Raw genomic sequence first — 15,525 nt, forward strand, 5'->3', positions numbered from 1 at the left:
ACCTGAGTTGAATGTGAAGGACATGCTTTCCAGGTGATTGATTGGCTGAAATCGAGTAGGCCGACGTTGACCCGCTGCAGCGGAAGTCGGCGGCCTTCGCGATGCCCGGGTTCACCCGCCGCCCGGGGACAACGGTCTGGTGCGCGGCGAGCTTGTGGACGGGGTTGAGTGCTGACCGTTGACCGGTCGACTCGTCTCAGGGAGCGTCGGAGGCGAGGGGAATGACCGTATGGCCGTCTTTTGCTGCGCCAACTGTCAGCAACCTCTAGAGACATTTAACGGCTGGGGTTACCGATGTTGACAGGAGTCGATGGGCTGTTTGGTCTGGATCAGACTGTGTGGCGTGCAGGGTGATGGTGGGGATGGCCGCTGGCTATCGCCGTCGCTGTTGCCTCCGCTCGGCCCGCCGTTGCCTCGCGGATCGATGTTCCTCTTGCTGCCGGGCAATGTTGCGGGCCTTCTGCTGTGCGGCGAGACTGTATCGCCGTGTGGCCCAAGGCGTCACTGTCCCGAAGGCGAGAAGAGTAAGGGTCAGGACCCAGTACCCCAGCGATGCACCTGTGGAGAAGGTCGCCACGCAACCGAGGAGAGCGCCGACCGAGTAGCCCAGGGTGGGACGCCAATCGTGGGCGTACAGACCCAATTTGGCAGGAATCGCTAGCAGCCATGGTGGAACGAAGAATGCGGCGAAGTGCCAGCCGCCGCCCTCTGGGACTGCACAGCCGCCCCGCAGCGAGGGGGCACATCCGTCAGCAATCGCTCCCGCCACGCCCCAATCGATGACGAATATGCCCACCGCGTTGAACGCGATGCCCGCCCACATCCACTTCATGACCGGAGCATAGAGGCAGCGGCTGACGAAGGACGCTCTCCCGCGAACGGTGTTCGGCACGATCCGATGCAGTGCCGTTGAGTCCGGTCTTGGCGATGTAGCCGTCGATGAGGCCAGGTCGGTACTGCATCCGTTTGAGCCGGGTCTTCACCAGCGCGGTGAGCTGGTCGAGGCTGTGTTTGGTGAGGTTGGCCAGGGACCGTTTCAGGTGCGACCACACGCCCTCGACCGGGTTGAACTCAGGTGTGTAAGGCGGGAGTTGGTAGACAGTCAGCCATAATCGGGCATCGACCAGCTCCCGCATAGTGCGGCTGACGTGCGTGTTCAGATTGTCCCAGACCGGGACGATCGGGCCGCCGAGTTGCTGGTGTGCGGCGTCGAGCAGGCGGACGTAGTCGGTTTCGGTGAAGCCCTTGCGCCGGCCTTTGCCGGGACCACGGTCGAGGTGGATGCGGTAGATCAGCCGGGACCGGTGGCCGGACTTGGTGCAGATCAGCGCCGCCATCGAGACCCGTTTGGTGCCCGCGGCGGTGACCCGCACGACGGGCGTGTGGCCTCGGCGGCCCCAGGTTCGGCCCTTGGGCGGCCTCAGCCCCTGGCCGGCTTCGTCCTCGAAGCAGAGCCAGGCGCCCAGGTCCGCCGCCGTCTTTTTTATGACGGGCCACTGCTCGTCCTTCCAGGCGGCGATCTTCGCCTCGTCGCGCTCGGTCGTCTTGCGGGACGGGACCTGTACGCTCCAGCCGATGCGGTGCAGCAGCAGGTCCATCCCGGCCAGGGTGTACTCGACACCGAACCGGCGGCGCACGACCTCGGCGATCCTCGCCAGAGTCCAGCACTGGTCACTCCAGCCGGAAGAGGACGGGCCGGCATCCAACACCGCCTCCAACGCGCGTAGTTGGCCCGCGTCGAGATTGCAGCGGGCACCGCCGGGTCCCTTGGACACCAGAGCCTGCCGCCCGCCGACAGCCAAGGCCCGCCGCCAGCGGTTCGCCGACATCCGCGTCACCCGGAACCGCCGGGCCACCTCCCGGTCACTGGCCCCGGCTTCGAACAGGTCAGCGGCTGCGAGCCGGACCTGCTCACGCCGAGCCCGTTCCTCGGCCGTCAATCCACCGCCATCGGGATACCTCACTCTCCCGGCATAGCGCGGCCCACCACAGCCGTCACGCCCCGACGTAACCCGCACCGTTAAAGATCTCTAGAGGCAATGCCGTTGCTTTTGCCGTGGGCGTAGGCTGATTGGCAGTGGGTCCCGGGGGTGGTTTGGGTGGCTGCGAGTGCGTCTGACTTATCGGGTTTTGGTCTGTTGACCTGGGTGTATCCACCGGGGTTGGTGGACCGGGTGGTGGCCGCATGCGGACGTTCGAGGCACTCCGGAGTCCCTACCGAACCCGGAACGGTTCAGCGGCGGGGCTGGCGGCCTTCATGGCCTCGCGCATGGTGCGGTCACCGATCGCGCGGCGATCCTGCGTGGACCGGGTGCCGATCCGGGCCGCCACCCACGGGATGCTGCGGCCGGTCGATGCCGCCAGCTCCCGCAAGGTGGTGCCCTCGGCAGCCCGCTCGCGCAGCCCCGTCCTGATGTCCGGGGCGCCGACGCGTTCGGCGGTGGCCCTGTCGTTGAGATGTACGCGTGCGTGCCGCCCGGCGGCGGAGTTCTGTCCACTCGGGCGGACCGGGATGCCGTACTCGGCCAGCAGCCGCCGCAGCCTGTTCCTGCCGGTGGCGAGGGTGCTCGCCGTGTCCTCGATGCTGTGCTGCCGGTCTACGTACAAGACCCGCAACGCCTCTTCGAGGCCCGTGAATCCCCCGGACCGGAGCGCGGCCGCCGTGCGTTCGATCGAACCGCCTCCGAGCGGGCCGAATGCCATCGATCCTCGACATGATTGATGGGGCGTCAGGTAAGTCAGCGTCCACTCAGTATCAGTCCCATGCTGTTCTTTGGGTGTGCGCCTGGTCGGTGGCTTCGCGGTGGCCTGGCCGGCGTAGAAATGAGCAGGTGGGGCGCCCGGCCGCAGCGGTACACGATGTTCCTGAAAGTCTTCGAGTTCAGGGCGTGTCGATGTACAGTGTGGGCCGCCCTTGACCTGCAGAAAGCGGGCAGGGAGCCGTCTTTCAGGAGTCCAACATGCTGCGCACCATGTTCAAGTCCAAGATCCACCGTGCCACGGTCACCCAGGCCGACCTGCACTACGTCGGATCCGTCACCATCGACGCCGATCTGCTCGACGCCGCCGACCTGCTGCCCGGTGAGCTCGTCCACATCGTCGACATCACCAACGGCGCCCGCCTGGAGACGTACGTCATCGAGGGGGAGCGCGGGTCGGGTGTCGTCGGGATCAACGGAGCCGCCGCCCATCTCGTGCACCCCGGTGACCTGGTGATCATCATCAGTTACGCCCAGGTCTCCGACGCCGAGGCGCGGGCCCTGAAGCCCCGGGTCGTGCACGTGGACCGTGACAACCGGATCGTGTCCCTCGGCGCCGACCCGTCCGAGCCGGTTCCGGGTTCGGACCAGGAGCGCAGCCCGCAGGCCGTCACCGTCTGAGCGACGGCGCCACGCCGTCGCAGGAGCCCAGGACCCAGGACGCCGTACCCCGGACCCGAGGAGTGCCCGTGAGTGACATCGAGATCCGCGACGACCGGCCGGCCGGCCGCCTCGAGGCGTTCGCCGGGGGCCAAGTGGCCGGGCGCATCGAGTACTTCGTCCTGGAGGAGCCCGCGCGGGCCCTCGTCCCGGTGCACACCGTCGTGGCGCCGGAGCACGAGGGCCGGGGCATAGCCGGCTCCCTCGCCCGCGAGCTGTACGGCATCGCCGCCCGCGAGGGCGTCGCCGTGGCGCCGCTCTGCCCGTACGTCGTGAAGTGGGCCGCGCGGCACCCGGAGGAGGCCCCCGTGGCCGCCCCGGAGCTGCGGGAAGCCGCGATCGACTGGCTCGACGCACACCCCGGGCGCTTCTGACGGCCACGGCCACCTTCACGGCCACGGCCACCTTCACGGCCACGGCCACCTTCACGGCCACGGCCACAGTCACCATCACGGCTGCCGTCGCGGACCGGACCGGACCGTCCGTGCCGGTGCCCTTCCGGGCGGGCCGTCTGGGTGCCGTTGTGCGTGCGAGGGGGTGAGTGGGGGCTCGGGGGCGGGGTACGCGGGAGACAAGTCCAGAGGCCGCCGTACCGAACTGGCTGGAGGACCGCCATGACGCAGCCGTATCCCGATCCTGTGCCGCCGGCACCCACCCCCGGGCCGGGTCCCGAGCCCCCGGGGCCGTCCCCCTTCCCCGACCCGGTGCCGAATCCGGGCGGCCCCGACCCCGCCCCGGGACCGACGCCCGGTCCCGCGCCGGGGCCGGCGCCCAGCCCCGTACCCGACCCGGGCGGCCCCGGTCCCGCCCCCGGGCCCGTACCGCCCCCGTCCCCGGTCCCGAAGCCGCCGGGACCCGACCCGGTGCCGGAACCCGATCCCGGGCCGGGACCGCTGTCCTGACGGGCGCGCCGGACCGGCCGGCCAGGTCTCCGGCGCCCGGAGCCGTCGCCGCACCCCCCTCGAAGCGCACCGAAGCCGTCACGCTCCCGGAACGGGACACGTGACGGCTTCGGCCGGGGCGCGGACGACGACGCGCGGGTGCGGGTCGCCCGTGGCGTCGCCGTCAGGCGATCCGCACCCCCTGGAGCGGCGGGGCTATGCCTCGACCTCCGACCGGTCACCGCCCCACAGCGTGTGGAACGACCCCTCGCGGTCCGTCCTGCGGTACGTGTGCGCTCCGAAGAAGTCCCGCTGCCCCTGGGTGAGCGCGGCCGGCAGGCGCTCGGCGCGCAGGGCGTCGTAGTAGGCGAGGGCCGCCGAGAAGCCGGGGGTGGGCACGCCCTGGCGGGTCGCGGAGACGAGGACCTCGCGCCAGTCGTCCTGGGCCGCCGCGATCTCCTGGGCGAACGTCGCGTCCGACAGCAGGCTCGGCAGGTCGGGCCGGGCGTCGTACGCGGCACGGATGCGGTCGAGGAAGGCCGCCCGGATGATGCAGCCGCCGCGCCAGATCGCGGCGACGGAACCGAGGTCGATGTTCCAGTCGTACTCGTCGCTGCCCGCGGTGATCTCGTGGAACCCCTGCGTGTACGAGACGATCTTCGACGCGTACAGCGCCTGCTCGACCCGGTCCGCGAAGGCCGCGGCCTCGGACTCGTCGAGCCGCTGTGCCGTCGGACCGGCGAGGTCGCGCGAGGCCTCGCGCAGGCCGGCGTGTCCGGACAGCGAGCGGGCGAACACCGCCTCGGCGATGCCCGACACCGGCACGCCCAGGTCCAGCGCGATCTGCACGGTCCAGCGGCCCGTGCCCTTCTGCTCGGCCCGGTCCTGGACGACGTCCACGAACGGCTCGCCCGTCGCCGCGTCCACGTGCGACAGCACCTCGGCGGTGATCTCGATCAGGTACGAGTCGAGCCGGCCGGTGTTCCAGGTGCGGAAGATGTCCGCGATCTGCGCGGGGGAGTACCCGGCGACGTCGCGGAGCAGCTGGTAGGCCTCGCCGATGAGCTGCATGTCGGCGTACTCGATGCCGTTGTGGACCATCTTCACGAAGTGCCCGGCGCCGTCGGGACCCACGTGGGTGACGCACGGCGACCCGTCGGCGGCCTTCGCGGAGATCTTCTCCAGCATCGGCCCGAGCGAGGAGTACGACTCGACCGAGCCGCCCGGCATGATGCTCGGCCCGTTCAGCGCGCCCTCCTCGCCGCCGGACACGCCCGTGCCGACGAAGTGGATGCCCTGCTCGCGCAGCGCCCGCTCACGGCGCCGGGTGTCCGCGAAGTGCGCGTTGCCACCGTCGATGATCATGTCGCCGGGCTCCAGGAGCGGGGCGAACTCCTGGATCACCGCGTCCGTCGGCTCACCGGCCTTCACCATGATCACCAGACGCCTGGGCCGCTCCAGCGCCGCCACGAACTCCTTGGCCGTCTCGGCCGCCACGAACGTGCCCTCGTGGCCGAACTCCTCCACCAGCGCGTTCGTCTTCGCCGACGTGCGGTTGTGCACGGCGACCGCGTACCCGTTGCGCGCGAAGTTGCGGGCGAGGTTGCGCCCCATGACCGCGAGACCCGTGACGCCGATCTGGGCTGAAGTGCTCATTCGGTTGGCTCCTAAGAAGTGCGGTAAGTCCGTCGGCCGAAGCGGAGGCGGCCCGGCACCACTGTCGCCGGCCGTGTCCGTCCGTGCCGCTCGCCAGTATTGCCCCAGGCCATCCTGACGTGTCGCAGGTGTCCACGCAGGGGAACGTCCCGGCGGCGCGAGGGCGGATTTCGGACAGTCCGCGCGGCGCGGGCCGCGGACGGCGGGCGTGCCGGGCGGCCCGTACGCGCTCCCCGCCCCCGCGCGGCCGGACCCGGCGAACGGGCCGGACGCCCGTCGCCGGCCGCGGGAACCCGACGTCGGCGGGCCGTGGAGCGGGGGGCGACACGCCCGGCTCCCGCCTCGGCCCGGTCGTCCGCCGTGCGGAGGACATCCGTTCCGGGGACGGCCCCGGATCCGGTCAACCGCCTTTCAGGAGCGACCGGTTGCCGTCTTGTCCCGGCCGGTTCCCGACGCTTACTTTTGCCGCTCCTGACGCATGTCTAGGGGGGCTCCCTCATGGCCGTACGCGGCCGGCACCGCCGGTACCAGCCGAACAGGATCAACCGCGCCTCACTCACCGTCACGGCGGGCGGCGCCGGGATCGCGCTCCCGTTCGTCGGGACCGGGGCCGCCCACGCCGCGGACGTCGGGACCTGGAACAAGGTCGCCGCCTGCGAGTCCAGCGGCAACTGGAGCATCAACACCGGCAACGGCTACTACGGCGGACTGCAGTTCACCCGGTCCACCTGGGAGGCGTACGGCGGCCAGGCCTACGCCCGGCGCGCGGACCAGGCCACGAAGGACCAGCAGATAGCCGTGGCCGAGAAGGTGCTGAAGGGGCAGGGGCCCGGCGCGTGGCCGGTGTGCTCGGTCCGGGCGGGGCTGACCGGAGGGGGCGCGGCCCCCGACGTCTCCCCGGAAGGGCCCGCGCCGCGGCCGGCGAAGCAGCGGTCGGTGCGGGACGTACAGCCGCAGACCACACCGCAGTCGCGGGCCGGGACCGCCGAGACGTACACGGTGGTGCACGGCGACACGCTCTCCGGCATCGCCGACTCCCGGCACGTCCGGGGCGGCTGGCAGGGACTGTACGCCGCGAACCGCGCGACCGTCGGCTCCGACCCCGACCTGATCCTGCCGGGCCAGCGGCTCGCCCTGGGCGGCAGGGCCCAGGCACCCGCGCCCGCCCGGCACGCGCCGGCGAAGAGCCCGTCCAGGACGTCTCCCCGGACGCCGGAGAAGAAGGCTCCGGCGAAGAAGGCCCCGGAGAAGAAGGCCCCGAAGACGACGCCGGCCGGGAAGGCCTCCTCGGGCAGGACGTCCTCGCACACGACGACCCCCGCCAGGTCCGGGACGCACGCACTGGTGGCCCCGGTCCGCGGGGCGACCGGCACGCCCTACCACGCCACCGGTTCCTCCTGGTCGAAGGGCTATCACACGGGCGTCGACTTCCCCGTCCCGACCGGCACGTCCGTCGCGGCGGTCGCCTCCGGGCACGTGGTCGACTCGGGCTGGGGCGGATCGTTCGGCTACCAGGTGGTGATCCGGCACGCCGACGGCCGTTACACGCAGTACGCCCACCTCTCCGCGATCTCCGTGAAGACGGGGCAGAGCGTGGTGGTCGGCCAGCGCATCGGCCGCTCGGGGTCCACGGGCAACAGCACGGGCCCGCATCTGCACTTCGAGGTGCGGAACGGGCCCGGCTTCGGTTCGGACATCGACCCGTTGGCGTACCTCCGGGCGGGCGGCGTCAGGATTTGACCCGGGTGCGGTGGCGGTTGACGAACAGCGGGAGGGGCGCGTAGGGCACACCGAGCATGACGGTCAGGTACGGCAGCTCGTCCCCGGCCGCCGGGCGCCGCGAGGCGATGACCTCCATCGCCGGCACGGCGGCCCTGACCGGAGCCGGTGCGAACGCGCCCGGCATCGCGGGCCGCGGCACCGGCGGGAAGACACCGTCGACACCCGCCCGCGCGTCCCCCGCAGCGCTCCTGGCGCCCGCCCGGGGAGCGTGTGCCGCGCCCCCGGCGTCCGGCTGTGCATCCGGTACGCGTCCGTCCGCGCCCTCGGCCGGGTCGGGCAGCCCGGCCAGCAGCTCCGCCACGGCCGCCTCGGCCGCCGTGAGGGTGCCGAGGCCGGCGACGGCCGGGACGGCGGGTTCCGTGAGACGCGGCCGCGCCACGGCCGACCCGGGCACCCGCGCCTCGGCCACAGCCGCGACGGCCACCGGGGCCGCGAGGGTCACCGAGGACGGGACCGCCACCGGGACCGTGCCGGTCACCGGAGCCGGGCCGTCGGTGGTGGCCCGGCGCGCCTCCTCGGTCCGCTGTCCGGCGTCCGCGTCCGCCCGAGGTGCGGTCACGTCCGCCCGAGGCGCGGTCACGGGGGCCGGGACCTCGGCATCCGGGGCCTCGGCCGCCGGTCGCTCGCCGCTGCCGATCCGCTCGGTCGTGAGCAGGATCAGACCGCCCGCCGCGACGACACCGCAGCCCAGCGCGAGGACGGTGCCGACGGTGCCGTACCGGAAGGTCTCGCCGAACATCGTGATGCCGACGGCGGCCGCCACGACGGGGTTCACGACCGTCAGCGTGGCCAGCGGGGCCTCCAGTCCCGCGCCCCGGTAGGAGGCCTGCGAGATCAGCATGCCGGCCGTCGCGAAGGCGCCGATGGCCGCGAGGCTCGACAGGTCGGCGAGCGAGACGTGCCGCGACCAGTCGACCGCGACGGTCTTGGTGAACACGGAGGACATGCTGAAGGCGACGCCCGCCGCGACCGCCAGCAGCACACTGCGCACCGCCGGGTGCCGGTGCGCCGCGCGCCCCGCCGCCATCAGCGCCGCGACCGCGCCGCCCGACACCACGCCCAGCGCCACGCGCTGGGCGTTGCTCAGGGACTGGGCGTCCGCCGCGCCGACCAGGGACAGCAGACCCGCGAGACCCACGGTGGCCATGATCGCGCCGCGCCAGGCGGCGGCACCGGCCCTGCGGCCGACGAACAGGGCCGCCATCGGAAGCGCGAAGACGATGGTCAGCGCGCCGAGCGGCTGTACGAGGCTCAGCGGGCCGAAGGCGAGGGCGACCACGTGCAGGAGCCCGCCGAGGCCGGTCAGCGCGACGGCGGCCCACCAGCCCGGCCTGCGCAGAGGCGCGTAGGTCTGGCCGGGAGAGGTCGTCGCGACCTGCTCCTGGATGATCGCGCCGCCCGCGTACGCGACGGCGGAGACGAACGAGAGCACCACGGACAAAGCGAGGGCACTCATGAGTCCCTCCTCTGCGTACGGCGCGGAGCGGCGGCCCGGCGCGACGAACGGTCGGCTTCCATGCAAACAACGATGCCGCGCGAATTAGTTCTCGTCGTCGTCCCTGAGCACTCAATGGGTCCTACTGCCGATGGAGTACGAATCGCCCCGTGTCCTCCCCAGGGTGGGCGACACCACGTCCTGGTCCACTGGTGGTTCCCCCTAGGGGGCTTGGTACTACTGCTCTTCGTGGACCTCGACCCCGGACTCAAGGCGCTCGACGCGCTCGGCGGATTCTTCGTACTACGCACCGGCGTACCGCCGTGCGGCCCCCTGCCCACCCTCGCGAGCGCCTGGCGGGACCCGCGATCCGGTACGTCCGAGGAGGTTTACGGAGATCCGGTAACTTTCCGCGTCCGGAAGGTCGCGGAAAGCATCCGCACGTCGGAACCGAGGGTCGCGGTGTCGGTGGCGCAGCAGGGGCTCGCGGCCCGCTTCTGGTCGGTCGCCCTCGGCGCCGCCGCGCTCTGCGGCCGGCTGCCCGACCTCGATCCGGAGCTGCTGCACTGGGACCCGGACGCCGGAGCACCCGACGACCTCTGGCTCCGCGAGGTCCGCTTCCGGCCCGTGGCCGATCTCGACGCGGTCGTGCGCGCCGGGCTCCTCGTGCCGCTGGGCGCGGCCCTGCGCTCACGCCACCGCGTCCAGCCGGCCCTGCTGTGGGGGAACGCGGGCTCCGCCCTGGCCGGGACCGTACGCGAACTCGACCGCTGGGCGCTCGCCCACGGACGCCCGGACGTGAGTGGGCGGGCGAGGACCCTGGCCGGCCGGCTCCTCGCGCACCCCGACCTCTCCGGCACCCTCGACCCCGGGACCCTGCGCCGCCGCAGCTGCTGCCTCTACTACCGGGTGCCCGGCGGCGGGGTCTGCGGCGACTGCTGCTTCGAGCGCCCGCCGCGCCCGGCGCCCCGCCGGACCTGACACGGGGGCGCCTCTCGCGGTCTTCCGTATCGGCTTCAACTGAGTGACCATGAAGGGCACCAGCCGCTAGTACGGGGGTTCTGTGTGCGCGTGGGACTGCTGACCCGGGAGTATCCGCCGGACGTCTACGGTGGTGCGGGCGTCCATGTCGAGTTCCTCGCGCGGGAGTTACGGGCCCTCACCGAGCTCGACGTGCACTGCTGGGGTGAAGGCGGTACCGGCGGGGTCCTCCGTCACCGGTCCTGGTCCGCGCTCGACGGCGCCAACGACGCCCTGCGCACCTTCTCCGTGGACCTCTCCATCGCCGCCGCCCTCGAAGGCCGCGACCTCGTCCACTCCCACACCTGGTACGCCAACCTCGCGGGACACCTCGGAAAGCTGCTGCACGGCATTCCGCACGTGATGACCGCCCACTCCCTCGAACCGCTGCGCCCCTGGAAGGCCGAGCAGCTCGGCGGCGGCTACGCCCTGTCCGGCTGGGCCGAGCGCACCGCCATCGAGGCCGCCGACGCGGTGATCGCCGTCTCCGGAGCCATGCGCGACGACATCCTCGGCTGCTACCCGGACCTGGACCCGGCGAGGGTGCGCGTCGTGCACAACGGCATCGACACCGATCTCTACCGGCCCGACCACGGCACCGACGTCCTGGAGCGGATCGGCCTGGACACCGCTCGCCCGTACGTCCTGTTCGTCGGCCGCATCACCCGGCAGAAGGGGGTGCCCCATCTCCTGCGCGCGGTACGGGACATCGACCCGGCCGCCCAGGTCGTCCTGTGCGCGGGAGCCCCCGACACCCCGGAGATCGAGCGCGAGTTCCGCGAGCTGTACCGGGAACTGGGCGCCGTGCGGGACGGAGTGCACTGGATCCCGCAGATGCTGCCCCGGCCCGAGGTCGTCCAACTCCTCACCCACGCGGCCGTGTTCGTCTGTCCCTCGGTGTACGAGCCGCTCGGCATCGTCAATCTGGAGGCGATGGCCTGCGGAACGGCCGTGGTGGCCTCGCGGGTCGGCGGCATTCCCGAGGTGGTCGAGGACGGTCGCACGGGCCTTCTCGTGCCGCTCGGGGACGGGTTCGAGGCGGGACTCGCGGCCGCGCTGGACTCGGTGCTCGCCGACCCGGGCACGGCCCGGAGCATGGGCGAGGCCGGACGGCGGCGCGCGGTGGGGGAGTTCGGCTGGGACGCCGTGGCGCGCAGGACCGTCCGGCTGTACGAGGAAGTCCTCAAAGCGGGGTAACCGTCCGGACGGGCGAACTTCGGTCAGGTGAACTTCGGAACGCGGGCCACGTCCGGACAGCCGGACGTGGCCCGACCGGGCGTGGAAGGGGCGGCAGCATGCGGCGTGGCGGGCGCGGTGGACCTTCGGTGCTGGGAATCGTACTGGCGGGCGGTGAGGGCAAGCGGTTGATGCCGCTCACCGCGGACCGGGCGAAACCGGCGGTGACCTTCGGCGGCACGTACCGCCTCGTGGACTTCGTCCTCTCCAACCTCGTCAACGCCGACATCCTGCGCATCTGCGTGCTCACGCAGTACAAGTCGCACTCGCTGGACCGGCACATCACCACCACCTGGCGGATGTCGAGCCTGCTGGGCAACTACGTGACCCCGGTCCCGGCCCAGCAGCGGCTCGGGCCCCGCTGGTACCTCGGCAGCGCGGACGCGATCCTCCAGTCGCTCAACCTGATCCACGACGAACGGCCCGAGTACGTCGCGGTGTTCGGCGCCGACCACGTCTACCGGATGGACCCCCGGCAGATGCTCGCCCAGCACGTCGAGAGCGGGGCGGGCGTGACGGTGGCCGGAATACGGGTGCCGCGCGCCGAGTCGTCCTCCTTCGGAGTCATCAGCCCGGGTCCCGACGGCCGGAGCGTGCGGGGCTTCCTGGAGAAGCCGGCCGACCCGCCGGGCCTCGCGGACGACCCCGAGCGCGTCTTCGCGTCGATGGGCAACTACCTCTTCACCACCAAGGCGCTGGTCGAGGCGCTCCAGCGGGACGCCGAGGACGACGGCTCCGTGCACGACATGGGCGGCTCGATCCTGCCGGCGCTCACCGAACGGGGCGAGGCGTGGCTCTACGACTTCAGCGACAACCACGTGCCCGGCGAGACGGCCCGCGACCAGGGCTACTGGCGTGACGTGGGCACCCTCGACGCCTACTACGACGCCCACATGGACCTGATCGCCGAGCGCCCCGCGTTCAACCTGTTCAACCGCGGCTGGCCCCTCTACACGAGCTCGGGGCAGCTCTCGCCGGCGCGGTTCAACGCCGGTGGCATCGCCAGCGAGTCCATCATCAGCGCGGGGTGCCTGATCCGGGGGCAGGTGACGCGGTCGGTGCTGTCGCCGGGCGTGGTCGTCGACCCCGGGGCGGTGGTGCAGGGTTCGGTGCTGCACGACAACGTCAAGGTCGGGCGGGGCGCCGTGGTGCGCGGCGCGGTGCTCGACAAGAACGTCGAGGTACCGCCGGGCGCGACGATCGGCGTCAACCCGGAGCGCGACTCCGACCTCTACACGGTCTCCAAGGGGGGCGTGATCGCCCTGGGCAAGGGGCAGCGCGTGCTCTGACCGGCCGTCCGGGGCTCCTCACGACGGCCCTCGCGGCGGACCCCTCGCGCACGGCGACTTCCGGCCGTTGTCCCGCCCTGCTTGTCATGTCCCTGGACGGGCCGCGGAATCCCGTGCTGTCATGCCAACTGCCGTCGATGACAACGTTGTACAACTCTGACAACGATGTCATCATCCCGGGCGGTCCGGGGCGCCGTGCCCCGGTGCGGGACGTCCCGCGGGATTCCCTCCGGTTGCCCGGAAGCCGGTCCCCGCCCCGCCCGCGCACGAGGACAACGATGCCGATCACCCCACCGGAGGTCTCCCGCATGAGATGGACCCGGCGCCTGCGCCTGTGCGTGGCGGGGCTGGTGACAGCGTCCGCGCTGTTCGCCCTGCCCACCGCACAAGCCGCCGAGCCGCGCGACGGCCAACTCACCGACCTGGTCAACCCGTTCATCGGAACACAGAACGAGGGCAACACCTATCCCGGCGCCGCCGTGCCCTTCGGCATGGTGCAGTTCTCGCCGGACACCGGCCACAACACCGGCTACGACCACTCCCACGACCACATCCGCGGCTTCTCCCTCGTCCACCTCTCCGGCGTCGGCTGCGGCCTCGGCGGCGACCTGCCGGTCCTGCCCACGACCGGGGACGTCACCCTGACGGACAACGCGCGGTACGCGGCGGAGTTCGGCCACGACACCGAGGAGGCGCACCCGGGCTTCTACCGGGCGGACCTGAGGTCCGGGATCGGGGCCGAGCTGACGGCCACCGCGCGCACCGGCGTGCAGCGCTACACCTTCCCGGCCACCGACAAGGCCAACGTTCTGCTGAACGCGGGCCAGTCGCTGCACAGGACGGTCTCCACGAAGGTCGAGATCCTGGACGACCGGACCGTCCGCACGGCGATCACCGGCAGCGGCTTCTGCCAGGCGACCGAGCCCTACACGGTGTACACGATCACCCGCTTCGACCGGCCCTTCACCACCTCGGGCACCTGGAACGGCGACACCGTCACCGAGGGCTCCCGGCAGGCCGCCGGCACGACCGGGCGCACCGGGGCCTTCGTGCGCTTCGACACCACCGAGGACCGCACGGTCGAGGCGACCACCGCGCTCTCGTACGTGGACGCCCGCGGCGCGGCCGTCAACCTCCGTTCCGAGGGCGGCCGTTCCTTCGACGAGGTCCGCGCCGCCGCCCGCCGCGCCTGGGAGGACCGGCTCGACGACGTCCGTGCGACGGGCGGCACCGACACCCTGCGCCGCACCTTCTACTCGTCGCTCTACCGTTCCTTCCTCGCGCCCAACGTCGGCAGTGACGCCGACGGCCGCTACACCGGCTGGGACCAGCGGATCCACCACGCCAAGGGCTTCACGTACTACCAGAACTGGTCGCTGTGGGACACCTACCGCACCCAGTCGCAGCTCCTCTCCCTCCTCGCGCCCCGCGAGGCCCGGGACATGGCGATCTCGGTGATCAAGGTCGACGAGGAGAGCGGCTGGCTGCCCAAGTGGGGCTACGGCACCGTCGAGACGAACATCATGACCGGCGACCCGGTCACCCCGTTCCTCACCAACGCCTACCAGCAGGGTCTGCTCGGGGGGTACGAGGAGCGGGCGTACCGCGCGCTGAGGAAGAACGCCGACGGCGTGCCGCCGGCCGGCTCGCCCGCGGTGGGGCGCGAGGCCGCCGCGGAGTACATCGCGAACGGCTTCGCCCCGTACGTCAAGGACCGCCCGCACGCGAAGCCTGGCGACTCGGACTACGACCACGGCGCCTCCGCGACCCTGGAGTACGCCCTGTCGGACGCCGTTCTCGGCGCGATGGCACGGGACCTGGGCCACACCGAGGACGCGGCGCGCTACCTGGCGCGCTCCCAGAGCTACCGCGCGGTCCACGACCCCTCGACCGGCTTCTTCCGTGCCCGGGACGCCTCCGGGGCCTTCGCCGGGCCCGCCGACCCGGCCGAGAGCGTCGGTTTCCACGAGGGCACGTCCTGGCAGTACCAGTGGCTCGTGCCGCAGGACCTGCCCGGCATGGTCGGCCTGATCGGCGGCAAGCAGGCCGCGAACGACCGGCTCGACTCGTTCTTCGCCTACGGGCAGTTGCTGAAGGACCCCGCGAAGACGGCCCGCGAGGTCTGGGTCAACGGCCCGTACGCCTACTACAACGCCGACAAGTACAACCCGCAGAACGAGCCCGACCTGATCGCCCCGTACACCTACCTGTCCACCGGGCAGCCCTGGAAGACGACCGACGTCGTGCACGCGGCGCTGACCCTGTTCACCGACGCGCCGACCGGCATGACCGGCAACGACGACCTCGGCACGATGTCCGCCTGGAACGTCCTGTCCTCCATCGGCATCTTCCCGGTGCAGCCGGGCTACGACACCTGGGGCCTGTCCACGCCCGTCTTCGAGCGGGTCGACCTCACCCTCGACCGGCGCTACTACCCGCGCGGCGCCCTGACGGTCACGGCGCCGGGCACCTCGGACACCGACCGGTACATCCGGTCGGCCCGCCTCGACGGTTCGCCGTACGGCCGCACGTACCTGACGACGGACACGCTGAAGAGCACCCGGTCCCTCGGTTTCACGGTCGGCCCGGAGCCGTCCGAGTGGGGAACGTCGGCCTCCGCGGCGCCCCCGGTCCTGAAATGACACCCGGCGTGCGCTGAGGAGGAACCGGGGAGAAGGAGTCCCGCCCCTCCTGCCGAGGGGCGGGACTTAATCCGCTGTTAACTGTGCGTAACTTGATCGTACTTGACCGTAATCACCAGTCCGGGTTGACTGCAAGTTCACCCGTCGTCGACGCGAGAGCAAGCC

Annotated in this window: 11 protein-coding genes; 7 read left to right on the forward strand and 4 right to left on the reverse strand. The window is 71.8% G+C overall.

The window, feature by feature from the left end; translation table 11 throughout:
• Positions 1-749: 749 nt before the first annotated feature.
• Together ACFW6B_RS19145 and ACFW6B_RS19150 are read right to left on the reverse strand one after the other, a co-directional pair.
• The gene (locus ACFW6B_RS19145; RefSeq protein WP_386597508.1) at positions 750-1,964 is read right to left on the reverse strand and encodes an IS630 family transposase; all 1,215 of its coding nucleotides are present in this window, start codon (positions 1,962-1,964) and stop codon (positions 750-752) included.
• A 250-nt stretch (positions 1,965-2,214) separates the two neighbouring features.
• Positions 2,215-2,703 carry a hypothetical protein gene (locus tag ACFW6B_RS19150; RefSeq protein WP_386597510.1) on the reverse strand — a complete coding sequence of 163 codons (489 nt, stop codon included), beginning with the start codon at positions 2,701-2,703 and terminating at the stop codon, positions 2,215-2,217.
• 257 nt (positions 2,704-2,960) lie between these two features.
• Here ACFW6B_RS19150 and panD point away from each other — a divergent pair, with 257 nt between their 5' ends.
• Positions 2,961-3,380, forward strand: a complete 420-nt coding sequence (gene panD, locus ACFW6B_RS19155; protein WP_386597512.1) for an aspartate 1-decarboxylase — start codon at positions 2,961-2,963, stop codon at positions 3,378-3,380.
• A 68-nt stretch (positions 3,381-3,448) separates the two neighbouring features.
• Positions 3,449-3,793 (forward strand): GNAT family N-acetyltransferase, encoded by a 345-nt coding sequence (locus ACFW6B_RS19160; protein ID WP_386597514.1) that lies wholly within the window; start codon positions 3,449-3,451, stop codon positions 3,791-3,793.
• 723 nt (positions 3,794-4,516) lie between these two features.
• On the opposite strand, the gene gndA is transcribed toward ACFW6B_RS19160, so the two are convergent.
• A complete protein-coding gene (gene gndA, locus ACFW6B_RS19165; protein WP_386597516.1) occupies positions 4,517-5,956 on the reverse strand; it encodes an NADP-dependent phosphogluconate dehydrogenase in 1,440 nt (479 codons plus the stop codon).
• 498 nt (positions 5,957-6,454) lie between these two features.
• Between gndA and ACFW6B_RS19170 the strand changes: the two genes are divergently transcribed.
• Entirely contained in the window at positions 6,455-7,696 is a 1,242-nt protein-coding gene (locus ACFW6B_RS19170; protein ID WP_386597518.1) for a transglycosylase family protein, read from the forward strand.
• Here the strand turns inward: ACFW6B_RS19170 and ACFW6B_RS19175 are convergent.
• Complete coding sequence (locus ACFW6B_RS19175) at positions 7,686-9,194, reverse strand: DMT family transporter (RefSeq protein WP_386597519.1); 1,509 nt, start codon at positions 9,192-9,194, stop codon at positions 7,686-7,688. The genes ACFW6B_RS19170 and ACFW6B_RS19175 overlap by 11 nt on opposite strands.
• 210 nt (positions 9,195-9,404) lie before the next feature.
• On the opposite strand from ACFW6B_RS19175, the gene ACFW6B_RS19180 reads away from it, so the two are divergent.
• The 4 genes from ACFW6B_RS19180 to ACFW6B_RS19195 all read left to right on the forward strand — a co-directional run bounded on the left by ACFW6B_RS19180 (position 9,405) and on the right by ACFW6B_RS19195 (position 15,360).
• Positions 9,405-10,154, forward strand: a complete 750-nt coding sequence (locus ACFW6B_RS19180; protein WP_386597521.1) for a (2Fe-2S)-binding protein — start codon at positions 9,405-9,407, stop codon at positions 10,152-10,154.
• 84 nt (positions 10,155-10,238) lie between these two features.
• On the forward strand, positions 10,239-11,390 hold the full coding sequence (gene glgA / locus ACFW6B_RS19185) for a glycogen synthase (RefSeq protein WP_386597523.1): 1,152 nt from the start codon (positions 10,239-10,241) through the stop codon (positions 11,388-11,390).
• Positions 11,391-11,488: 98 nt separating this feature from the next.
• Entirely contained in the window at positions 11,489-12,718 is a 1,230-nt protein-coding gene (gene glgC / locus ACFW6B_RS19190) for a glucose-1-phosphate adenylyltransferase (RefSeq protein WP_386597525.1), read from the forward strand.
• A 308-nt stretch (positions 12,719-13,026) separates the two neighbouring features.
• Positions 13,027-15,360, forward strand: coding sequence for a GH92 family glycosyl hydrolase (locus ACFW6B_RS19195; RefSeq protein ID WP_386597527.1), 2,334 nt, complete (start codon positions 13,027-13,029; stop codon positions 15,358-15,360).
• The last annotated feature ends 165 nt before the right edge of the window (positions 15,361-15,525 follow it).

Origin of the sequence: Streptomyces sp. NPDC058751, from assembly GCF_042746485.1 — a bacterium.
GTDB lineage: Bacteria > Actinomycetota > Actinomycetes > Streptomycetales > Streptomycetaceae > Streptomyces.